Raw genomic sequence first — 19,922 nt, 5'->3', positions numbered from 1 at the left:
AAGGATAAGGGCTGAAAGAGTTCTTGATTAGTGTTTGTTTGGATTGCGTGTTTCTGATGTTCAAAGGTGTTGTGGTCTCGGTTCTGGCATCCCTGCTGTTTGGTGCCATTTACTATCTGTCGCCGTTTCTGGCACCGCTGGACAGCGAACAGATTTTCGGCTGGCGGGTGCTGATGACGCTGCCCTTCACCACGCTGCTGCTGCTCTGGCGCAAGGAGCTGACGGCGGCGCTGGCGCTGCTGGCCCGGGCCCGGCGCGAACCGGTGTTTGCCGCTCAGCTGGTGCTGAGTGCGGCCTTGCTGGGCGTGCAGCTGTGGATTTTCATGTGGGCGCCCATGAACGGGCGGGCGCTGCCGGTATCGCTGGGCTATTTTCTGCTGCCGCTGGTCATGGTGGTGGCCGGGCGCCTGCTGTTTGCCGAGCGGCTCAGCCCCGGGCAGAGCTTGGCCGCCGGCGTGGCGGCTCTGGGTGTGGCCTACGAGTTCTGGCAGGCCGGTGGCATGTCCTGGGAGACCTGGGTGGTGGCACTGGGCTATACGCTGTATTTCGCGCTGCGCCGCGTTCTGCGCACCGATACGCTGGCTGGCCACTGGATAGACATGGGTCTGCTGCTGCCGGCGGCGCTGGCTTTTAGCTTTCGGACGCCCAATAGCTGGCCGCTGGTGGCCGGTCACGATGTCTTGTGGCTGCTTCTGCCCCTGCTGGGCCTGGTCAGTGCCGTGGCGTTGGCGCTGTACATGTTGGCCAGCCGCTGGCTGCCCATGGGCTTGTTCGGTCTGCTGTCCTATGCGGAGCCCGTGCTGCTGGTGCTGGTGGCCTGGCTGCTGGGCGAGAGCATCGAGCCCGCGCAGCTGCCGACCTACGCCCTGATTTTTGCTGCCGTGGGCTTGCTGGTGCTGGACGGCGCCTGGCATTGGTGGCGTGGGCGTTCACACAGTGCTTACTGAGGCTTGTTCATTGAAAGCCCCAAAATAGTGCATAACATCGCAACGATTGGCAACCGAGTTTTTTGATACTGGAAAGGTAGTGCACTGCATGGCATCGACAACATCCCCCATCCGCATCGGCGTCGTCGGATATGGCAATCTGGGCCGCGGCGTGGAAGCGGCCATTGCCCTCAATCCCGATATGCGGCTGGCGGGAATCTACACCCGCCGTCCTCCGGCGCAGCTCAAGCCCGGCAACGCCGACACGCCGGTGTACGCCATGGACAGCCTGCTCTCGCACAAGGGTCAGCTCGATGTGCTGATTCTCTGCGGCGGCTCCAAGGACGATCTGCCCAGCCAGACGCCCGAGCTGGCGGCCCACTTCAATCTGATCGACAGCTTTGACACCCATGCCCGCATTCCCGAGCACTTTGCCAAGGTCGATCAAGCGGCCCAGGGCGGTCAGACCACGGCGCTGATCTCGGCCGGCTGGGACCCGGGCATGTTCTCCATCAACCGCTTGATGGGCGAAGCCCTGCTGCCCGATGGCGCCACCTATACCTTCTGGGGCAAGGGTCTGAGCCAGGGGCATTCCGATGCGATTCGCCGTGTGCCCGGCGTGGCCGGCGGCGTGCAATACACCATTCCCGTGGAGACCGCTGTGGAGAAGGTGCGTTCCGGCGTGCGCCCCGAGCTGAGCACCCGCGAAAAACACCGACGCCAGTGCTTTGTCGTGCTGCAGGACGGCGCTGATGCCGACGCCGTGCGGCAGACCATTGTGGAAATGCCCCACTACTTTGACGAGTACGACACGGCGGTGCACTTCATCAGCGCCGAGGAGCTGGCGCGCGACCATGGCGCCATGCCCCATGGCGGCTTTGTGATCCGCAGCGGCAATACCTCGGCCCAAAGCAAGCAGGTCATAGAGTACCGCCTGCAGCTGGACAGCAATCCGGAGTTCACCTCCAGCGTGCTGGTGGCCTATGCACGTGCCGTGCATCGCATGGCGCAAGCGGGTCAATATGGCTGCAAGACGGTGCTGGACGTGGCTCCCGGCCTGCTTTCGTCCAAGAGCGCTGCCCAGCTGCGGGCCGAACTGCTGTAATTGAGCCGCGCCGCCCAATGAAAAAAGCCTCGCCGCCATGCGAGGCTTTTTCATATCAAAACTGGCGGTAGCGCTTATCCATCAAGCGCAAGCAGTTATCCAATTATTTAGCGTCTGTGCTGCTCAGGTGCGTGGCGTCCTCGAGTCTGTCCACATCGCGCAAGGGCTTGAATAAGGCCATCCAGGCGGCCACCACGCCCAGGGTGCCCAGGCTGCCCAGCACGGCCGCAGGAATGGCGCCCAGCGCCGAGGCACTGGTGCCGGCGCGAAATTCGCCCAGCTCGTTGGACGAGCCTATGAACAGCATGTTCACCGCATTGACGCGGCCGCGCATGGTGTCGGGCGTAGAGAACTGCACCAGAGCGCCACGGATATAGACGCTCACCATATCTGCAGCGCCGGCCAGCGCCAGCGCCAGCATGGACAGCCAGAACCAGTGCGAGAGCGCAAACACCAGATTGGCCAGGCCGAACACCGCCACGGCGCCAAACATCACCTTGCCCACATGGCGGTTGATGGGCCGCGCCGACAGCCACAAGCCCATGCAGACTTCCCCCACAGCCATGGACGAGCGCAGCAGGCCCAGGCCCTGGGGGCCCACCTTGAGTACTTCGTGTGCGTACACCGGCAGCAGGGCAATCACGCCGCCCAGCAGCACAGCAAACAGATCCAGCGAAATCGTGCCCAGAATGATGGGGCGGGTGCGCATGAAATTCACGCCTTCGGTAAAGCGCTGCCACATGGAGCCGGTCGTGACCGTCCAGGTCTCGGCATAGCGCACGGGCACGCGGCTCAGCAGGGCGCTGCCCAGCAGCAGGCTGATGCCGCAGACCGCATAGGTGAGCACGCCGCCGCCCAGCGCATACAAGGCGCCGCCCAGCACCGGTGCGGCAATGGCCGAGATACGCATCAGCATGCTGTTGGTGGCCAGAGCCTTGGCCAGCTGCGCGCGGGCCACGATTTGCGGCAGCAGGCTTTGCAGCGCCGGGCCGCTGAAAGCACGGCTGCAGCCAAACAGCACCAGCACGGCATAAATCCAGTGCACGTTGTGGACACCGTTGCGTGACAGCAGCCACAGCAGCAGCGAGCACACGGCTGCCAGCAGCCAGCTCATGCTGAGCAGGCGCTTTCGGCTCATGCGATCACTGAGATCGCCTGCTGGGATCAGCAGGCCCATCATGGGCAGAAACTGCGCCAGACCCACATAGGCCAGCGACAGCGGCTCGCGCGTGATGTCATACACCTGCCAGGCCACCACCACGGCCTGCATCTGCTGGGCAAACATGGCCAGCATGCGCGACAGCACAAAGGAAACAAAAGCGCGGTCGCGCAAAGGAGGCGGTGGCGAGGCGGGGGCGTTCGTGTCGGAGCGCAGCGAAGGTGCAGAAGTAGACAAGTTCAGATCCGAAACCGCAGCCCCGGCGCCATTGCGCAAGAAAAGGGGCGAGCCAGGCACGCACGCAACCGACTCGCGGCGGCGCATGGTTTGCGGTCTTGGCCAGGGCAGCGGTGTAGTGTTTTTTCTGGCTGGGCGAGAAAGTGGCCCTGGCGTTTACCCTGGCTCAATTTCTGCGCCGCAGCTTGCGGCAGGCTGGGCTCGAGTATCGGCCATCGGCGCAAGTTTTGCAGGCGGCGGCCGCTGCCGTCCATGCCGCCTGCTCCCGGGTAGGAAACAGGCCTCCAATTGCAAACAAATGCGGGCCGACGATTCCATGCGGCGCCTTCCCACACACAAGATTTTGGCTGCGCGCGACCATCACTGCACGACATAGCAAAAGCCAAGTCCAGCGCGTTGCGGGCTTTCATCCAAGGAGTTCCATCATGTCCATGCTCTCCATGCAATATGCAGGCACCTTGCTCGGGCGCGATGCAGTCATTGAGTTTCCGGACAGCCGTGCCGAAGTGCGCTATTCACGCGAAGGAAAAATGATCTGGCGTGTGGTGGACTCCATGGGGCATGTGGCCGAAGGCTGCGAAACACTCAGTTATCTGCAGCTCAGCGACAACCTGCATTTTCTCAACTGGATTGAAAAGACCGGCTTCACGGTCAGTCAGGTCATTGATTCGACCAGCGGCACGGTACAGGCCTTCTGGTCCTATGCCGATGCCCAGTGCGACTCCGGTCACCGCTCCTCCATGTTTGTGGAAGGGCGCTTTCGCCTTTGCTGAAGGTCGGCGCCGGATTGGATGCCATAGTGTTTGTTGGTGAGGGTGTTTGGCCAGGCACCTTGGGTTGAGGTCAGAGTCTCCTTTTCTCCCCCCGGTACTGTGATAGGTACCGGTTTTTTTTATGTCTGCAATAGATTGGGGGAGTGCCCGGGGTGGCGCGTGAAACATGTAGGCCATGTGTCTGGCAAGGCCTGGGAGCTCGCTGAGTTGCCTATTTTTTAATCAATGATGGGGAATCCAAGGCTGGCGCGGCTTGGACCGGTTTGTCCCAAGGCTTGTCCACAGGCGCGCCCACAGCGAATGGGTATAACCTTGCGCTGCCGCCCTCTGTCATGTGGCTGTCTTGAAAATGCGCTAAGTAATTGTTGTTAAAAGAAAAACAATTTATTTGATTGCGATATTTTTAACAAGTTGAAACATAGCTGCGCCGCGTGAAACATTGGCGAGCTGACGCAAAAAAAGCCAGCGCTGTGGCTGGCTTTGCATTCCGGGCACCAGAGGCCGCGTGAACGGCTTCTGGCTGCGGGAAGGTCTTTAGTTGCGCTTTTCAATGGCCGAGCTGACCACCATGTCCAGCACATAGACATAGCTCGATGCATCGGCAGGCACGTTCTGGCGCTTGAATCGGTTGATGCGCAGCACATTGCTCACACCGGGCTCGTGCCTGTAGCCTTCGATTTCGCTGTAGAAGTTCTCCCAGGGACCGGTATGGGTCTTGACGCCGTTGTCGCCGTAGCGGATCTCACGCACCTTCAGGCACTGGAAATCCTTGATCAGCGGATGGTTGCAGGATGTGCGCTGCGAGGCGACTTCCAGAAAGATGCGCTCCGGCGCACTGCCATGCTGGGTCTGGGCCGTGGGCTTGCCGTCCAGCTGCCACTTGGTGCCGTCGATGAACTGCAGCGTCAGACGCGGTGCTTCCTGACCCTGGCCCAGTTGCACGGCCCATTGCTTGGCGGTGGGCAGAATGCGGCCGACTTTTTGCTCCAGCATCATCAGCTGGTTGTCGTTGCATGCCATCAGCGTGCTCATGGTGCGGGTCAGATTGATGCGTTGGCCTTCGATGCTGTAGCCCGCAGACATGACGTTGCACAGATTTTTGACCACCACGCGCTGGTCGACAAAGTCCAGCTGCAGCAGGCCTTTGCCCGAGCTGGAGCTGATGAACCAGCTTTGATCTTCTGTACCGGCAGGGGTGTAGGCCTGCTTGAGTTGCCAGTGATAGGCCGTCAGCGATTGCGCATCGCCTGCGGGGCCGCTAGGGCCTGTGGGGCGGGCACCACCGCCGTCGGTGGTGCCGCAGGCGGCCAGCGTCAAGGAGGCAATCAGGGGAAGGCACCAGGTCCAGCGAAATTTCATAAACAGTCCTTAAAAGTGGGATGAACCGGGAAGGCAAGCGCCTGGGTTGATGCAACTAGAGTCGTTGTGGCGGCTGCAGTTCCATAAAAATAAAGCAGCACGCGCAGATCTGCAAGAACGGACATGCTCCATGGGCCCAAGCGCTTGCAGCGCTATCAGCAGCACCATAACCGATGTCAACCCCGGGCTCTGCCCTATGGGATGCCCAGAATGTAAGAGACTGCAGCCTTTTTTCAAGCGGGCGGCTGACGGGAGACAATTGCCTGCCGCCGTCAGAAAACGCGGGGTCAAGGGAATTTTTGAGCTGCTACGCTATCTATAGCCTGAGGTGCCGGATTGGCATGGCATGCAGCTTGTTTGTAGCGAGGAGAGTGTTCGTGGTTTCTGGTGCAAAGTGGACCGTGTCGGCGGCAATGGGGCGCTGGCTGTTGCCGGTGGTATGCGTGGCTGCGCTGTCGGCCTGCTCGGCCACGGCCAATCGCCAGATACCGGTACAGGAGAACTTTGATTCCACTTCCACCTTCTCGCGCAGCTTCGATGCCACGCCCACCCAGACCTGTGAGGCGGCGCGGCGTGCCCTGCTCAGCCAGGGCTATATCGCCAATGCGCGCACGCAGGAGCTGATAGAGGGGCGCAAGAGCTTTCAGCCGGAATCGGATCTGAATCTGGAGATCAATATCCGCGTGGTGTGCGTGCCCCAGACCACGGATGGTCAGATCAGCATCGGCTTTGTGACGGCGTTGCAGGATCGCTATACCTTGAAAAAGAGTGCCAGCTCGGCCAGCGTGGGCGTGGGCGCGTTGGGTTCGCTGTCGCTGCCGTTTTCATCGAGCAGCGATTCGCTGGTGAAAGTGGGCAGCGAAACCATTGCCAGACGCGGCTTCTACGACAGCTTCTTTGATCTGCTGGAGACTTATCTGCAGCAGGACCGGGATACGCCCTGATTTCAGCTAAATATGGGCTCTAGCCTATATGGATAAAGCGCTGATTGCTATCAAGTTGAGATTCCATAAAAAGGCAGCCTTGTTTCTGCCCTGCCGCGGGTGCGGCTTAGCTTAGATAAACAGCGCCGGGTCCACCATGGCGCGGTTGAGCATCACGCTCCAGTGCAGATGCGGGCCGGTCACGCGGCCGGTAGCACCCACTTTGCAAAAAGCGTCGCCGCTCTGGAGTTCATCGCCTAGCTTGCAGTTCACCTGGCTCAGGTGGCAGTACATGGTCAGCAGGCCGCCGCCATGATCGAGCCAGACGGTGCCGCCGTTGAAGAAATAATCGCCCACGTCGATCACCCGGCCCGCCAGCGGCGCCTTGACGGGGGTGCCGGTAGGGGCGGCGATGTCCATGCCGCTATGGGGATTGCGGGACTGGCCGTTGAACACGCGGCGCAGGCCAAAAGAGCTGGAACGTCGGCCGGGCACCGGCACCTGCATGTGCAACTCCTGGGCCTTGGGCAGGGGTTGGACCAGGCTGGCCATCACGTTCTTGAGGTGGGTCGACTCGCGTTCATAGCGGGCATTGTCCTCGGGTGAGAGATCGACCGTCTTGGGCGAGACCTTGAGCCGCTGCTCCACATATTGCTTGTCCCGCACGGTGTAGCGCTTGTCGCGCATCTGCCCGTCCAGATTCACCTGCAGGCTGTACTCGCCAGGGGCGGTGGACAAAGGAATGCCGATCAGAGCCGTCCACTCGATCATGTCGCCCAGCACCAGGCCAGGCGCATCGTTGGTGCTGAACTGCGGGCGCGTGGCGGCCGGCCCCAGCGACAGACGGGCCACGCCGCCGGGTACGCGGCTGTCTTGCGGCCAGAGCCGGTTGTCCGCTGCAGGCTTGGCGGCCCAGGCCGCCGGGACGCCGGCCAGCAGGGCGGATTGCGAAATCCACTGCACAAAGCGGCGGCGTTCCAGGGCAGAAAAAGAGGTCATACGGTTGTGTGCGCAAGAGGGAGCCGGTTCGTCCGTGCCGGGCGAACCCATGGAATAACCATAGCACGCTGCGTAGATGCTCAGCGTGCTTGCGGCCTATTGGCTTTCAAGAGGCACACTCTTTGCGGCCTCTGCGAGCCGGCTTTCGGCGCTCTCCTGGTACTTACCCGCAATCAACGGTTTGCCCTCGGTTTGTCTGTAGACCTATGGACAGACAGTATCGGGAGCGCTGCAGACACTGGGTGGGTTGCGATTTGCAAGCCCTGCCATGGGTGCACTGCCGCATACCGTCGCAGCGTGCCCATCACAAGACTCAAGGAGACCTCATATGTCCAAACCGTTTGCATCCTCGGCAGACCTCGGCGTCAAGACCGAAACCCTGGAAATTCTGGCCGATGGCGTGTATGCCCTGACGGCCGAAGGCGATCCCAATGTGGGCGCTTTTGAAGGCGAGGATTTCATCGTCGCCATCGAGGCCCGGGCCACGCCGGCGGCGGCCCGCGACTGGCTGAAAAAACTGCGCGAGCACACGCAAAAGCCCGTCAAATACCTGATCCTGACCCACTACCACGCCGTGCGCGTGCTGGGCGCTTCGGCGTTCGAAGCCCAGCACATCATTGCCAGCGAAGCCACACGCAAGCTCATTGAAGAGCGCGGCCTGCAGGACTGGGACAGCGAGTACGGCCGCATGCCGCGTCTGTTCAAGGAGCCCGAAGGCATTCCCGGCCTGACCTGGCCTACGCAGACCTTCGAAGACCATTTCGAGATCGAGCTGGGCGGCAATCGCGGCAAGCTCGAGCTGCAGTTCAACGGCCGCGGTCATACGGCGGGCGACATCATCGTCTGGCATGAGAAGACCAAGACCATGTTTGCCGGCGATCTGGTGGAGGCCGAGGCCGCGCTCTACACCGGCGATGCGTTTCACATGGAATGGGCCAGCACCACGCTGGACAGGCTCAAGACCTATCGGGCCGAGTTTCTGGTGGGCGGGCGCGGTGCCGTGGCCAAGGGCGTGGCGGCCACGGATGCAGCCATCGAGCAGACCCGCGAGTTTCTCAAAGGCATGATCGACAACGTGGGTGCCGTGCACCGGCGCGGCGGCACGCTCAAAGAAGCGTTTGAAGCCACCCACCAGGCCCTGGGCCCCAAGTTTGGTCGCTGGCCGATCTTTGAGCACTGCCTGCCGTTTGACGTGCAGCGCCTCTGGGACGAGCTGGACGGCATAGACTGGCCGCGCATCTGGACCGAGGAGCGCGATCGCGAAGTCTGGGCCCAGCTGCAGGGTTGATCGCCATGGTCCATAGCGCAAATACTCAGGCGGGTCAGGAGGCGGGCCAGGCACCCCAGCCCACCACCCATCACCGCGGCGTGCCGGTCTGGCGCCACATCGGGGCCACGGCCGCACCCGCGCAGGCGGGGCTAGAGCATGTGCCGGTGGTAGTTGCAGGAGCGGGCCCGGTGGGCCTGGCGATGGCCCTGGATCTGGGGCGACGCGGCCACCCGGTGCTGGTCATCAGCAAGCTGGACTTTATTGCCGGCGGCTCCAAGGCCATCTGCTTTTCCAAGCGCTCCCTGGACATTTTCGAGCGCCTGGGCGTAGGCCGGCAATTGCTGGACAAGGGCGTGACCTGGAATGTGGGCAAGGTCTTCTGGGGCGACAGGCCGGAGCCCGTCTACCAGTTCGACATGCTGCCCGTGAAGGACCAGCAGTACCCGGGCTTTATCAATCTGCAGCAGTACTACGTGGAAGAGGCGCTGCTGCAGGCCTTGCAGCAACTGCCCAATGTGGAGCTGCGTCTGGGCCAGCAGATAACTGCCGTGCAGCCGCATGCCGATCATGTGGAACTGCAGGTGCAGGCCGCCGGGCGGGACTACCGCTTGCGTGCCGACTGGTTGATTGCCTGCGACGGCAGCAAATCCGCCGTGCGCAACCAGCTGGGTCTGGACTTTGACGGCAGAGTGTTCGAGGAAAATTTCCTGATTGCCGATATCCGCATGCAGCAGGAGCGGCCTGCCGAGCGCTGGTTCTGGTTTGATCCGCCCTTCAATCCCGGCCAGTCGGCGCTGATGCACCGCCAGCCCGATGGCGTGTGGCGGCTGGATTTTCAGCTGGGCTGGAATATCGACCGCCAGGCCTGCGTGCAGCCCGAGAACGTGGAGCGCTATGTGCGCGCCATGCTGGGGCCCGATGTGCAGTTCAAAGAGGAGTGGTACAGCATCTACACCTTCCAGTGCCGTCGCATGCAGCGCTTTGTCCACGGCCGCGTGCTGTTTGCGGGCGACAGCGCCCATCTGGTCTCGCCTTTTGGCGCGCGCGGCTGCAACGGCGGTCTGGCCGATATCGACAATCTGGGCTGGAAGCTGGATCTGCTGCTGCGCGGCAAGGCCGGCCAGAGCCTGCTGGAGAGCTATAACGAGGAAGCCATTGCCACGGCCGACGAGAACATTCTCAACTCCACCCGCTCCACCGACTTTCTGACCCCCAAGTGCACGGCCAGCAAGGCTTTTCGCGATGCGGTGCTGGAGCTGGCTGCCACAGAGGCCTTTGCCCGTCCCTTCGTCAATTCCGGGCGTTTGTCCACGGCCATCCACTATCCGCAAAGTCGGCTGAACACACCGGACGATTGCGAATGGAACAGCGGCATAGCCCCCGGATCACCTGCACTGGATGCTCCTCTTTCAGGAGTCGAAGATCGCTGGCTGCTGCCCAGGCTGGGCGGGCGCTTTGTGCTGCTGGCCCGGCAATGGACGCAGAGCCTGCCTGAAGGTGTGGAACTGCTCGATATCGCCAGCCTGCCCGGCAACCAGGATTTGCTGTGCAGCCGCTATGCGCTGGCGCCCGGCTGCGGCTATCTGATACGCCCGGATCAATATGTGGCCGCCCGCTGGCAAAACCCGGTGCCGGCCACCACCGTGCAGGCCAGCCTGCAGCGCGCACAAGGAGAAAGCCAATGAGCGAGCTGATTCGCCAAGCCCATCTGGACCATGTGGACGATGTCTACCAGCAGCTGTTGCAAATGCACGAGGGGCTGGACGAGGCCCAAAGCCTCAAGGTCTGCGCCAAGCTGATCCTGACCCTGGCCAACCATATTGGCGACAGTGCCGTGGTCATGGAGGCCATCGAGCTGGCCCGGCGCACACCATCCTTGTCAGCGGCCGGGCGGGGCTGAGAGGGAGAAGCGGTTTGCGCTATTCTGGTGCCCGCATTTCCCGGCTGCAGATTGAGACTCTGCAGCTTTGCCCATGAAAGCGAGGCAGCGCATGAGCCGCAACCCATTTCCCCAGCCTTTGTTCAGCCCCCGCCAGGGCCAGGCACTGATAGAGGCCGCATCCACGCCGCAGTTTGCGGCCACCTTGCTGGGCACGGCGCGCCAGTTCGATTGCATTGACGAAGTGTTCGCCTATCAGGTGGATCTGGAGCGCGGCGATGTGCGCATGCTGCTGGCCTCGGGCGAGCGCAAAGGTATTGCCGAGCGCACGGCCGCCTACGCCCGCCGCTTTCATGCCAAGGATCCGCTGCTGGCCAGCCCGCTGCGGGATCAGGCCAGCGGCTTCAGCCGCCGGGTGCGTGCCGCCGACATTCCCCGAGGCGAGTACCGCGAGCTGTGCTTTGACCAACCGGGTTTTCTGGACAAGATCAGTTTTGGCTGGCACGAGCCCGGCAAACTCATGGTGCTGAGCTTTTACCGCGGCCTGCAGGCCGCGCCCGAGGCCGCGCCCCCGCTATGGTCGCTGGGCCAGGTGGCCATGGCCGCGCTGAGTTTTCATGCGCGCAGCCCTGCGGTGGATGAGGTGCTGCCCGATGACGCGCTGCAAGTGCTGTTGCTGCGTCTGCAGCGCTCCTACCCGCAGCTGACGGGGCGCGAGCGCCAGATCGTGGCCATGAGCCTGCTGGGCGACAGTGCCGCAGAAATTGCCCGGGCCCTGTCCATTCAGCCCGCCACGGTGCTGACCTATAGGCTGCGCGCCTATGCTCGCTATCGTTTCAACCGGGCCAATGATTTTCTGGCGGGTTTGTTGCACTAATTGCTACGTTTTATATAGCATGCAGCGTAATTTCGATATGGATTGGCGGCAGATAAGGGCCCGAATCAATGTCTGCAGGCCTGGCTGGCTCAATCCCTGGATTCAGGGGCTTGCTGCTCCTGCATGCGGCGGCCCATGTCGGTAAAGCCTGCGGCCAGCAGGCTGTCGGCCACGGCTTTTTGGTCGGCAGCACTTTTGTTTTGGCTGAGTTTGAATTTGCCTTCCAGCCGGCTCACATCCACTTCCAGCCCCACGATGGCGCCCAGCATCTTTTGCAGATAGTCCTGCGGCGCATCGCTCATCTTCCAGGGCTGGTGTTCGCCGCTCTGGCCAAGCCGCAGTTCGTGTCTGCGGGTGAGCAGCCCGACCACGCCGCGCACGAATTTTTCGTCATCGCGTATGCGCAGCGTTCCATGGGCATGCACCACGCGGTAGTTCCAGGTAGGTACCTGTTCGTGGGTGGCCTGCTTGCTGGGATACCAGTTGGGGGAGATATAGCTTTCCTCGGCGCGAAACACGATCAGCACCGGCATGCCATCGCCTAGCTGCTGCCACAGCGGATTGGCGCGGGCCACATGGGCCCACAGCTGTAGCTGGCCGTCCTCGCTCTCGCGCACTTCAAACGGCAGATGATTGGCGTCCAGACCCTGTGGCCCCTGTGCGATCAGACAGCCCAGCGGGTGGCTGCGCATCAGCTCCAGCAACTGGGCACGATCATCAACAGCGAAATGTGGCGAGTTATACATGGCGCGGATTACTCTTTAATTGATAGCTTGAAGCGCTTTGTTTTATGGGACTTTGGCGAATTTTTTGCCTAGCGCATCATCAGCCGGGTCAGCACCGCCGCCAGCAGCACCACGGTCAAAATGGTGATCATTTCAATCCTCCGGTGGGTGCAAACCAGTTTATCGCGAGCTGCTGCGGTGCTACGGCGGCGACGGGCCGACAAGCGGGGCGCATGAAAAAGGCCTGCGTGAGCAGGCCTTGATAGCGACGTCAGCGGCTCTTAATCGGTGAGCGTGCCAAACAGCATGGCCGTACCCTCGCCATCGAGCGGTTTGCCATTGACCTGGAACATTCCGGCCTCATAGACGATTTGCGTGCTCATCAGACCGCTCTTGTCTTCAAAGATGCCGCTTTTCTGAAGCATTTGAATATCGGCCGCCGCCTGAATTTTGGCGGTGCGCTCAAAATCTTCCATCGAGTAGTCGTTGTCTTCCTCATCAAGCGCTTCGATCAGCTGGTTGCGTTTGCGCGCGGTGATCATGCTCTCCATCACCGGTTTGGGCAGGCTGGTCTTGAGCGTGAGTTTCAGATCCGTGGGCAGTTTGTTCAAGTTCTCGCCATCGCCCAGATACTGCAGCGTTGCCGCGAATTCGCTGACGCCTTCGGGTGTGCGCATGGCCAGGCGCTTGATCTCGATCTCAGGCTTGCGGGCCAGGGCCTGCGAGATCGTCTTCAGCATGGCTTGGCGCAGATCGATTCCGCCGGGGGCGTCGGTGTCATCGCTGCCATCATCTTCGCTGTCGGTCTGCTCCTGATCCGGGCTCTTTTTCTGGCTCAGCTCCATGACGTGGTTGAGCCAGGCGGCATCGATGTTGCGAAGGCTCAGATCCCAGACCAGATCATCGGCGGTTTTGCCTTGCATCTGAGCGCTCTTGATGCCGCCCTTGAGCGTCATCTCCAGCGTGTCGGTCTTGAGCACCGTGTCCGAATCCAGGCTCAGCCCCTGAATCGACGAGGGTGGCGAGTCTGGCTCGGCATGGGTGGTGGTGACCTTGTCTATGGCCATGTTCATGGGGCCGATCCAGAACTGCTGGCCCTTGGGCTGCAGCACGTCAAAGCGCATGCTGGCCTTCTCCAGGCTCATGCTGCCTTCCTCATCCTTGAATTGCAGCGCCGGAATGCTGGCCGTGCCCTTGATGGCCTTCATGTCGGAGGGCATGTCCCATTGGATGGTCATGCCGCCCCAGTCCATGTCCGAGTCGTTGACCCTGGCCTTGACGGGTGGGGAGGTCATCAGATTGGAAGTGCTGTGACCCCAGCCCACCTTGGTGAGCAATTGCACCGGGGCGCGGCCGATGAGTGCGGCTTTGAGGCCGGGGTCGGCATCGTCCGGAAGATGGAACAAGGTGTTGATCTGGGCGGCATGGCCCATGGGCAGCGGGCCGTGGCTGATCTTGTGTTCGGCGGTGAACTGCACCGGGTCGCCATCCTGATCCAGCGTCCACACGGTCTTGGCGGCCGAGGAGAAGGCTCCGCGCTCATAGCTGGTGATCTGAATCTTCAGATCGTCGCGGCTCCACTGTGCTGCGGCATTGGTGAAATCCTGCTGTAACTTGCCACCCATGTAATAGCTGGTGCCCAAAACTCCTGTGGCCAGGACGACGACGGCGGCAATACCTGCACCGATTTTCTTTTTCATTTTTCCCCTTTTGAGCATGGATGAAAACAACTGAAACACTCAGCCCGATAGCGACTGTATGGATTCAATTGTAGAAACAAATGGTTGAAATTCTCGTGGCCAATGGTTTTTTGACATTGCGATTGAAAAGTATTGCTTTTTTCAACTCCTGGCACTTTGTGGAGGTACCAAGTTTCAATTTGTGCAACTTTTCTGCAGCCATTGTTTTTGCCGCCAAGCGTGGTTGGATATGGATTTTTAGCCGCGAATGAGTAAAAAAGAAAATAAAAAAGGCTGCCAATGAATCCATTGGCAGCCTTTTCTAAGGTTGGGCTTAGCGCTTATTTATTCCAGCTGTCCTTGAGTCCGGTGATTTTGTTGAATACCAGCTTTTCAGTGCTGTGCTCCTTGCGGTCGGCCACAAAGTAGCCAAAGCGCTCGAACTGGAACTTGTCGTCAGGCTGAGCGGCCTTGAGCGAAGGTTCCACATAAGCGGTCACGACCTTGAGGCTGTCCGGGTTCAGCAGCGCCAGGAAATCCTTGCCGCCGGCATCGGGCTGCGGGTCGGTGAACAGGCGGTCATACAGGCGCACTTCGGCTTGCAGGCCGTCGGCCACGCCCACCCAGGTGATGGCAGCCTTGACCTTGACGGCATCCGCACCTGGCGTACCGCTCTTGGTGTCGGGTACCACGGTGGCCAGCACCTTGGTCACATTGCCGTCGGCGTCTTTTTCGCAGCCCGTGCATTCGATCACATAGCCGCCCTTGAGGCGTACCTTGTTGCCGGGGAACAGGCGCTTGTAGCCCTTGGGCGGAACTTCGGCGAAGTCTTCGCGCTCGATCCACACTTCGCGGCCCAGGGTGAAATGGCGCTCGGCAACTGCCTCACCTTCACCGTGGTGGGGCAGGGCGGGCAGAGTGCAGGCTTCCAGGTGCTCGGCAGAGCCAAACACTTCGGCCCAGTTGCTCAGCTCCAGCTTCACGGGGTCCAGTACCACCATGGCACGATGGGCCTGGTTTTCCAGGTCTTCACGCAGGCAACCGTCCAGTGTGGAGTAGTCGATCCAGCTGTAGTCCTTGGTCACGCCTATGCGTTCGCAGAAATTGCGAATGGAGGCGGGCGTGTAGCCGCGACGGCGCAGGCCGACCACGGTGGGCATGCGCGGGTCGTCCCAGCCGGTGACGAAGCCGTTGTCCACCAGGTGCTTGAGCTTGCGCTTGCTGGTGATCACATAGGTCAGGTTCAGGCGCGAGAACTCGTACTGGCGCGGCTGGGGCGCGTCGATCAGGCCGCCGGCGCGCAAATGGTCGAGCAGCCAGTCGTAGAACGGGCGCTGGTCTTCGAACTCCAGCGTGCAGATGCTGTGGGTGATGTGCTCGTACGCATCCTCGATGGGGTGCGCAAAGGTGTACATCGGGTAGATGCACCACTGCTTGCCGGTGTTGTGGTGTTCGACGTGGCGCACGCGGTAGATGGCCGGGTCGCGCAGATTGATATTGGGCGCGGCCATGTCGATCTTGGCGCGCAGCACGGCAGCGCCGTCGGCCAGCAGGCCGGCCTTCATGTCGGCAAAGCGCTGCAGGTTCTCAGCCACCGAGCGGTCGCGGAAGGGGCTGTTCACGCCGGGACGGGTGAAGTCGCCACGGTTGGCGCGCATGTCTTCGGCGGATTGCTCGTCCACATAGGCCAGACCTTGTTCGATCAGATACACCGCACAGCGGTACATGAAGTCGAAGTAATTGCTGGCAAAGTACAGATTGCTGTTGCCCTGGGCGTCCTTCCAGTCGAAGCCCAGCCACTGAACGGCATCCTTGATGCTGTCCACGTATTCCTGGTCTTCTTTTTCCGGGTTGGTATCGTCAAAGCGCAGGTGGCAGACGCCGCCAAAATCGCGCGCCAGACCGAAGTTCAGGCAGATGGACTTGGCGTGGCCCACGTGCAGATAGCCGTTGGGTTCGGGCGGAAAGCGGGTGCGGATCTTGGCTGCGTCCACCTGGCCTTGCTGGTGGTGCTGGGCATCGCCTGGCGCGCCACCCCAGCGGCGTTGGGCATAAGTGCCCTTGCCCAGATCGGATTCGATAATCTGGCGCAGGAAATTGGTCGGCTTGACCGCCTCGGGGGCGGTATTGGTAGGTTTGGAGGCGTCTGCAGAGCTCATCACGCCATTCTAGGCGCGCGGCCATGCCCTCGCATTGACCTCTGGACAGCACGGAAGTGCATTTGGACACAATCTTGTGGGGAACCCTGCCATCCGGATGGGTGTCTCATGCGTTGTATTGTCATGGTCGATGAAGGTCCAGCCTGCCGCTTGTTGCGCTTTTCGGCTGCCAGCGATCTGATATCAACGGATAAACAGAGGAGATTGTGATGTTCAAAGCAACTGCCGGATGGATTGCAAAGTTGGTGGCCGCAGGCACCGTCGCTGTCGCCGGTCTGATGGCTGCGGGCGTTGCCCAGGCCCATGGTGGTGTCAGCCTGTCGGTTGGTATCGGTGTGCCCGGCGTGGTCGTGGGCGCACCTGTGTACGCCTCCCCCACCGGTTTATATGGCGCCTCCCCGCCCCGTGTACTACGCACCGCCCCCACCCGTGTATTACGAACCACGCCCGGTCTACGCCCCTGCACCGGTCTACGTGGCGCCCGGCTATGGTTACTACCGCGGCGGCCCCCGTTACTGGAATGGACACCGGGGTCATCACCACCATTACGGTCGTTAAGCTGGCCGTCAAGGCGGCGTAGCGGCTTCGCTCCCACCATCCAAAGCGGCTGCCTGTGCAGCCGCTTTTTGTATGCGGCATCGCCTGGCCACCGGGTGCGGCTCGCAGCGAGAGCGGAGCGGCGCTCGCATAATGCATGCCGATCAGAAGCAATACAAGCAATGGAGCAGTCGCCGTGAAAACCGTTTTTGTCCTCAATGGCCCCAACCTCAATCTGCTGGGCATGCGCGAACCCGCCATCTATGGCTCGGCCACGCTGGCGGACGTCAACACGCTGTGCAGCGCTGCTTGCGAGCGCCACGGACTGAAGCTGGAATTTCGCCAAAGCAATCACGAAGGCGAGCTGGTGGACTGGGTGCATGAGGCCGGCCGTCTGCACGCCCAGGGCGAGCTGGCCGCTGTGATCATGAATGCCGGTGCCTACACCCACACCAGCGTGGCGCTGCTCGATGCCGTCAAGGGCACGGGCGTGCCGCTGGTGGAGTTGCACATCAGCAATGTCCATGCGCGCGAGAGCTTTCGCCACCACTCCTATCTGGCGGCTGCCGCCCGTGCCGTGATGTGCGGCTTTGGCGTGGCCGGCTACGGTCTGGCGATTGATGCGGTGGCCCAGTGGTAACTGCTGGTTCCATGGCGGCTGCCGAAGACAGTCTTGAAGAGCGTTCCCTGGCTTGTACAGCGCAGCAACTGGGCTTGGCGGTTCCGGAGTCGCTGCTCAGACTGCAGGCGCAAAGCCGCCGCGTCACCACGGCCTTGAGTCCGCAGACTGGCGGTGGCGACAAGCTTGCCCGCATGGTCTGGCACGGCTGGCAGCCGCCGGCCGGCGTGGCCAGACAGGCGCGGCCTCTGGTCATGCTGCATGGCGGCAGCGGCAGCTGGACGCACTGGGCGCGCGTGATCGAGCCCTTGCTTTTGAGCGGCTACACACTGTGGCTTGCCGATCTGCCGGGCTTTGGTGAATCCGACGCGGTGCCTGGCGGCGTGGATGTGGACACCATGCTGGCTCCCCTGGCCTATGGCATAGAGCAATTGCTGGGTCCGGCGCAGCCGGAGCCCGTATGCGATCTGCTGGGCTTTTCCTTTGGTGGCATGGCGGCGGGCCTGATGGCGGCGGAATTTCCGCTGCTGTTCCACCGCCTGGTGCTGGTGGGTGCGCCCGGCATGGGGCTGACCGAGGGCAAGGCCGTGCGGCTCAAGGGCTGGCGCCATCTGCCAGGGCTGCAGGCGCAGATGGAAGCGCACCGCTACAACCTGGCGGCACTGATGCTGCATGATGCCAGTCTGATCGATGAGGAGACTCTGGCCCTGCATGCACTGAACGTGGGGCGCGACCGCTTGCCGCGCCGCCGCCTGTCGCAGACCGATATCCTGGCCCAGGCTCTGGGCAAGCTGAAGATGCCGCTGGCCGTCATCTATGGCGAGCAAGACCCGCTTTATACCGGGCGCCTGGAGGAGCTGCGTGCCGCCATGCAGCGCCAGTACGCTGCCGATCTGCACTGGCAGTCGCTGGAAGGCGTGGGTCACTGGGCGCAGCATGAGGCTCCGGCCGCTTTCTGCGCGGCGCTGAAAAAGGCGCTGGCATGAAGGTGTTGTCATGACGGCGCCCTTGCCCGCTCATCTGGAGCTGTTCGAGGCCGATATTGCCTGGACGGCCATACGTTCGCAGGGCCCGGGCGGCCAGAACGTGAACAAGGTGGCCAGTGCCGTGCATCTGCGCTTTGATGTGCCGGCCTCGCGCCTGCCGCAGGATGTGCAGCAGCGGCTGCTGGCTCTGGGCGACTCGCGCATCACCGACCAGGGCGTGGTGGTCATCAAGGCACAGAAATACCGCACCCAGGAGCACAACCTCTGGGATGCGCTGCAGCGCCTCAATGCTCTGGTGGCCTCGGTGGCTACCGAGCCGCGCCGGCGCAAGGCCACGCGGCCCACCCGCGCTTCACAGCAGCGGCGGCTACAGGGCAAGAATCTGCGCTCCGGCATCAAGGCAACGCGCAAGCGCCCCGTGGACCTGGGCTGAGCCGCCGGGTCTATAGAAGATTTGTGGCGGCAAACGAACGCCGATTTGCGTCAGCTGCTATCAAAACCTGCTTGAACCAGCAGGGCTAGGCATTGAGGGCCACAATCACTGCGCCAACGCATTTGATTGGCTTTCTATGAATTTGATAGCTGGTTGCGCATGATCAACAAGGGCATGAGCCGGTTTTTATCTAAAATTCCGGCCCTAGCCCATTTCACGACCTTATGGAGCCGGCCATGACTTCTCTGCCTCTGACCTCTTTGCCCCTGGGCTTTTTGCAGCGTCCCGCCCAGCCGGCGCCAGGCCAGCCCGCCTGGCTGCTGGTGCTCATGCATGGCGTGGGCAGCAATGAGCAGGACTTGTTCGGTCTGGCTGCCTATGTGCCGCCGCAGTTCCATGTGCTCAGCTTGCGTGCACCGTTTGCTCTGGGTCAGGGCGCTTTTGCCTGGTTTCAGTTCACGGTCAGCGCCGATGGCGTGCGCCATATCCATGCGCCGCAGGAGCAAGAGGCGCGCGCACTGGTGCAGCAAACCGTGGAACAGGCCGCACAGCAGCTGGGTGTTGCGCCGGAGCGCGTGGTGCTGGGCGGCTTCAGCCAGGGCGGCATCATGGCGCTGAGCCAGTTGCTGACCCAGCCGCAGACGCTGCGTGCCGCCGTCATCTGGCATAGCCGCCTGCTGCCCGAGATCGCCCATCTGCATGCGCCGGCGCTGGCGTTCGAAGGCAAATCCATCTGGGTCAGCCACGGCAGCTATGACAATGTGATTCCGCTGACCAGCGCCCACGCCATTCGCGACAAGCTGGGCGCGCTGCCGCTGGAGCTGAGCTATCACGAATATGCCGGCGCCCATGAAATCCGCCCGGAAGAGCTGCGCGCCAGCATGCACTGGCTGCAGGATCTGACCGAGCTGGAGGACGATGCGGCTCAGTGACCTGCGGTCTTGGAAAACAGATTGATCACCAGCACGCCGCAGACAATCATGGCCATGCCTATCAGCGCCGGGCCATCCAGCTTCTGGCCTTGCCAGAAGTAAGCCACGGCCGAGACGAGAACAATGCCTACGCCCGACCAGATGGCGTAGGCCACGCCCGTGGGCACCACGCGCAGCGTGAGGGCCAGCAGGTAAAACGAGATGGCATAGCCCACCAGGGCAATGCTGGTGGGGACCAGCTTGGTAAAGCCGTCCGATTTGGCAAGAAACGAGGTGGCGACTACCTCGGTCATGATGGCCAGGCCCAGATACACATAATTGCTCATGGTTGCCGAATGTAGTGGC

General features: G+C 61.8%; 20 protein-coding genes and 1 pseudogene. 14 read left to right on the top strand and 7 right to left on the bottom strand.

Annotation, left to right across the window (positions count from 1 at the left end; genetic code table 11):
* Nucleotides 1-56: 56 nt before the first annotated feature.
* Together rarD and EAO39_RS16695 are read left to right on the top strand one after the other, a co-directional pair.
* The gene (gene rarD, locus EAO39_RS16700; protein ID WP_120971208.1) at nucleotides 57-947 is read left to right on the top strand and encodes an EamA family transporter RarD; all 891 of its coding nucleotides are present in this window, start codon (nucleotides 57-59) and stop codon (nucleotides 945-947) included.
* Nucleotides 948-1,035: 88 nt separating this feature from the next.
* Nucleotides 1,036-2,031 (top strand): diaminopimelate dehydrogenase, encoded by a 996-nt coding sequence (locus EAO39_RS16695; RefSeq protein ID WP_120969580.1) that lies wholly within the window; start codon nucleotides 1,036-1,038, stop codon nucleotides 2,029-2,031.
* Between the two features lie 103 nt (nucleotides 2,032-2,134).
* Here EAO39_RS16695 and EAO39_RS16690 read toward each other — a convergent pair whose 3' ends face one another.
* Nucleotides 2,135-3,406 carry an MFS transporter gene (locus EAO39_RS16690; protein ID WP_276209322.1) on the bottom strand — a complete coding sequence of 424 codons (1,272 nt, stop codon included), beginning with the start codon at nucleotides 3,404-3,406 and terminating at the stop codon, nucleotides 2,135-2,137.
* Nucleotides 3,407-3,852: 446 nt separating this feature from the next.
* Here EAO39_RS16690 and EAO39_RS16685 point away from each other — a divergent pair, with 446 nt between their 5' ends.
* Nucleotides 3,853-4,200 (top strand): hypothetical protein, encoded by a 348-nt coding sequence (locus EAO39_RS16685; RefSeq protein WP_120969574.1) that lies wholly within the window; start codon nucleotides 3,853-3,855, stop codon nucleotides 4,198-4,200.
* Between the two features lie 534 nt (nucleotides 4,201-4,734).
* Here EAO39_RS16685 and EAO39_RS16680 read toward each other — a convergent pair.
* Nucleotides 4,735-5,559, bottom strand: coding sequence for an META and DUF4377 domain-containing protein (locus tag EAO39_RS16680; RefSeq protein WP_120969571.1), 825 nt, complete (start codon nucleotides 5,557-5,559; stop codon nucleotides 4,735-4,737).
* A gap of 413 nt (nucleotides 5,560-5,972) precedes the next feature.
* Between EAO39_RS16680 and EAO39_RS16675 the strand changes: the two genes are divergently transcribed.
* Complete coding sequence (locus EAO39_RS16675) at nucleotides 5,973-6,503, top strand: DUF2242 domain-containing protein (RefSeq protein ID WP_120969568.1); 531 nt, start codon at nucleotides 5,973-5,975, stop codon at nucleotides 6,501-6,503.
* Nucleotides 6,504-6,614: 111 nt separating this feature from the next.
* Here EAO39_RS16675 and EAO39_RS16670 read toward each other — a convergent pair whose 3' ends face one another.
* Entirely contained in the window at nucleotides 6,615-7,481 is an 867-nt protein-coding gene (locus tag EAO39_RS16670) for a M23 family metallopeptidase (RefSeq protein ID WP_120969565.1), read from the bottom strand.
* A 328-nt stretch (nucleotides 7,482-7,809) separates the two neighbouring features.
* On the opposite strand from EAO39_RS16670, the gene EAO39_RS16665 reads away from it, so the two are divergent.
* From EAO39_RS16665 to EAO39_RS16650, 4 genes are all read left to right on the top strand, one after another.
* Entirely contained in the window at nucleotides 7,810-8,769 is a 960-nt protein-coding gene (locus EAO39_RS16665) for an MBL fold metallo-hydrolase (RefSeq protein ID WP_120969562.1), read from the top strand.
* 5 nt (nucleotides 8,770-8,774) lie between these two features.
* Entirely contained in the window at nucleotides 8,775-10,436 is a 1,662-nt protein-coding gene (locus EAO39_RS16660) for an FAD-dependent oxidoreductase (RefSeq protein WP_120971207.1), read from the top strand.
* A complete protein-coding gene (locus tag EAO39_RS16655) occupies nucleotides 10,433-10,651 on the top strand; it encodes a DUF2783 domain-containing protein (protein ID WP_120969559.1) in 219 nt (72 codons plus the stop codon). The genes EAO39_RS16660 and EAO39_RS16655 overlap by 4 nt, the downstream gene beginning before the upstream one ends.
* A gap of 91 nt (nucleotides 10,652-10,742) precedes the next feature.
* Nucleotides 10,743-11,507 (top strand): LuxR C-terminal-related transcriptional regulator, encoded by a 765-nt coding sequence (locus EAO39_RS16650; protein ID WP_162989600.1) that lies wholly within the window; start codon nucleotides 10,743-10,745, stop codon nucleotides 11,505-11,507.
* An 89-nt stretch (nucleotides 11,508-11,596) separates the two neighbouring features.
* Here the strand turns inward: EAO39_RS16650 and EAO39_RS16645 are convergent, their stop codons facing one another.
* Nucleotides 11,597-12,253, bottom strand: coding sequence for an FMN-binding negative transcriptional regulator (locus tag EAO39_RS16645; RefSeq protein WP_120969553.1), 657 nt, complete (start codon nucleotides 12,251-12,253; stop codon nucleotides 11,597-11,599).
* Nucleotides 12,254-12,513: 260 nt separating this feature from the next.
* Nucleotides 12,514-13,932 carry a YdgA family protein gene (locus EAO39_RS16640; RefSeq protein WP_120969550.1) on the bottom strand — a complete coding sequence of 473 codons (1,419 nt, stop codon included), beginning with the start codon at nucleotides 13,930-13,932 and terminating at the stop codon, nucleotides 12,514-12,516.
* A gap of 80 nt (nucleotides 13,933-14,012) precedes the next feature.
* On the opposite strand from EAO39_RS16640, the gene EAO39_RS22720 reads away from it, so the two are divergent.
* A complete protein-coding gene (locus tag EAO39_RS22720; RefSeq protein WP_162989599.1) occupies nucleotides 14,013-14,183 on the top strand; it encodes a hypothetical protein in 171 nt (56 codons plus the stop codon).
* Between the two features lie 69 nt (nucleotides 14,184-14,252).
* Here EAO39_RS22720 and EAO39_RS16635 read toward each other — a convergent pair whose 3' ends face one another.
* Nucleotides 14,253-16,070 (bottom strand): glutamine--tRNA ligase/YqeY domain fusion protein, encoded by a 1,818-nt coding sequence (locus EAO39_RS16635; RefSeq protein WP_120969547.1) that lies wholly within the window; start codon nucleotides 16,068-16,070, stop codon nucleotides 14,253-14,255.
* 278 nt (nucleotides 16,071-16,348) lie between these two features.
* Between EAO39_RS16635 and EAO39_RS16630 the strand changes: the two are divergent.
* The 5 genes and pseudogenes from EAO39_RS16630 to EAO39_RS16610 all read left to right on the top strand — a co-directional run bounded on the left by EAO39_RS16630 (nucleotide 16,349) and on the right by EAO39_RS16610 (nucleotide 19,577).
* A pseudogene (locus EAO39_RS16630) lies at nucleotides 16,349-16,628 on the top strand (hypothetical protein).
* 136 nt (nucleotides 16,629-16,764) lie between these two features.
* A complete protein-coding gene (gene aroQ / locus EAO39_RS16625) occupies nucleotides 16,765-17,247 on the top strand; it encodes a type II 3-dehydroquinate dehydratase (protein WP_205589400.1) in 483 nt (160 codons plus the stop codon).
* An 11-nt stretch (nucleotides 17,248-17,258) separates the two neighbouring features.
* Nucleotides 17,259-18,212 carry an alpha/beta hydrolase gene (locus EAO39_RS16620; RefSeq protein WP_205589399.1) on the top strand — a complete coding sequence of 318 codons (954 nt, stop codon included), beginning with the start codon at nucleotides 17,259-17,261 and terminating at the stop codon, nucleotides 18,210-18,212.
* A 10-nt stretch (nucleotides 18,213-18,222) separates the two neighbouring features.
* Nucleotides 18,223-18,645, top strand: a complete 423-nt coding sequence (gene arfB / locus EAO39_RS16615; RefSeq protein ID WP_120969538.1) for an alternative ribosome rescue aminoacyl-tRNA hydrolase ArfB — start codon at nucleotides 18,223-18,225, stop codon at nucleotides 18,643-18,645.
* 251 nt (nucleotides 18,646-18,896) lie between these two features.
* Nucleotides 18,897-19,577, top strand: coding sequence for a dienelactone hydrolase family protein (locus tag EAO39_RS16610; protein ID WP_120971206.1), 681 nt, complete (start codon nucleotides 18,897-18,899; stop codon nucleotides 19,575-19,577).
* Here EAO39_RS16610 and EAO39_RS16605 read toward each other — a convergent pair.
* Complete coding sequence (locus EAO39_RS16605) at nucleotides 19,571-19,903, bottom strand: SMR family transporter (RefSeq protein WP_120971205.1); 333 nt, start codon at nucleotides 19,901-19,903, stop codon at nucleotides 19,571-19,573. The genes EAO39_RS16610 and EAO39_RS16605 overlap by 7 nt on opposite strands.
* Nucleotides 19,904-19,922 lie beyond the last annotated feature (19 nt).

Source organism: Comamonas sp. lk (genome assembly GCF_900564145.1).
GTDB lineage: Bacteria > Pseudomonadota > Gammaproteobacteria > Burkholderiales > Burkholderiaceae_C > Comamonas.
This window is presented reverse-complemented; position numbering and strand designations above follow the sequence as displayed.

Bases quoted from the DNA above. Each gene is read 5' to 3' on its own strand.
- rarD (WP_120971208.1), top strand. From the start codon at position 57: ATGTTCAAAGGTGTTGTGGTCTCGGTTCTGGCATCCCTGCTGTTTGGT.
- EAO39_RS16695 (WP_120969580.1), top strand. From the start codon at position 1,036: ATGGCATCGACAACATCCCCCATCCGCATCGGCGTCGTCGGATATGGC.
- EAO39_RS16685 (WP_120969574.1), top strand. From the start codon at position 3,853: ATGTCCATGCTCTCCATGCAATATGCAGGCACCTTGCTCGGGCGCGAT.
- EAO39_RS16680 (WP_120969571.1), bottom strand. From the start codon at position 5,559: ATGAAATTTCGCTGGACCTGGTGCCTTCCCCTGATTGCCTCCTTGACG.
- EAO39_RS16675 (WP_120969568.1), top strand. From the start codon at position 5,973: ATGGGGCGCTGGCTGTTGCCGGTGGTATGCGTGGCTGCGCTGTCGGCC.
- EAO39_RS16670 (WP_120969565.1), bottom strand. From the start codon at position 7,481: ATGACCTCTTTTTCTGCCCTGGAACGCCGCCGCTTTGTGCAGTGGATT.
- EAO39_RS16665 (WP_120969562.1), top strand. From the start codon at position 7,810: ATGTCCAAACCGTTTGCATCCTCGGCAGACCTCGGCGTCAAGACCGAA.
- EAO39_RS16660 (WP_120971207.1), top strand. From the start codon at position 8,775: ATGGTCCATAGCGCAAATACTCAGGCGGGTCAGGAGGCGGGCCAGGCA.
- EAO39_RS16655 (WP_120969559.1), top strand. From the start codon at position 10,433: ATGAGCGAGCTGATTCGCCAAGCCCATCTGGACCATGTGGACGATGTC.
- EAO39_RS16650 (WP_162989600.1), top strand. From the start codon at position 10,743: ATGAGCCGCAACCCATTTCCCCAGCCTTTGTTCAGCCCCCGCCAGGGC.
- EAO39_RS16645 (WP_120969553.1), bottom strand. From the start codon at position 12,253: ATGTATAACTCGCCACATTTCGCTGTTGATGATCGTGCCCAGTTGCTG.
- EAO39_RS16640 (WP_120969550.1), bottom strand. From the start codon at position 13,932: ATGAAAAAGAAAATCGGTGCAGGTATTGCCGCCGTCGTCGTCCTGGCC.
- EAO39_RS22720 (WP_162989599.1), top strand. From the start codon at position 14,013: ATGGTTGAAATTCTCGTGGCCAATGGTTTTTTGACATTGCGATTGAAA.
- EAO39_RS16635 (WP_120969547.1), bottom strand. From the start codon at position 16,070: ATGAGCTCTGCAGACGCCTCCAAACCTACCAATACCGCCCCCGAGGCG.
- aroQ (WP_205589400.1), top strand. From the start codon at position 16,765: ATGCCGATCAGAAGCAATACAAGCAATGGAGCAGTCGCCGTGAAAACC.
- EAO39_RS16620 (WP_205589399.1), top strand. From the start codon at position 17,259: ATGGCGGCTGCCGAAGACAGTCTTGAAGAGCGTTCCCTGGCTTGTACA.
- arfB (WP_120969538.1), top strand. From the start codon at position 18,223: ATGACGGCGCCCTTGCCCGCTCATCTGGAGCTGTTCGAGGCCGATATT.
- EAO39_RS16605 (WP_120971205.1), bottom strand. From the start codon at position 19,903: ATGAGCAATTATGTGTATCTGGGCCTGGCCATCATGACCGAGGTAGTC.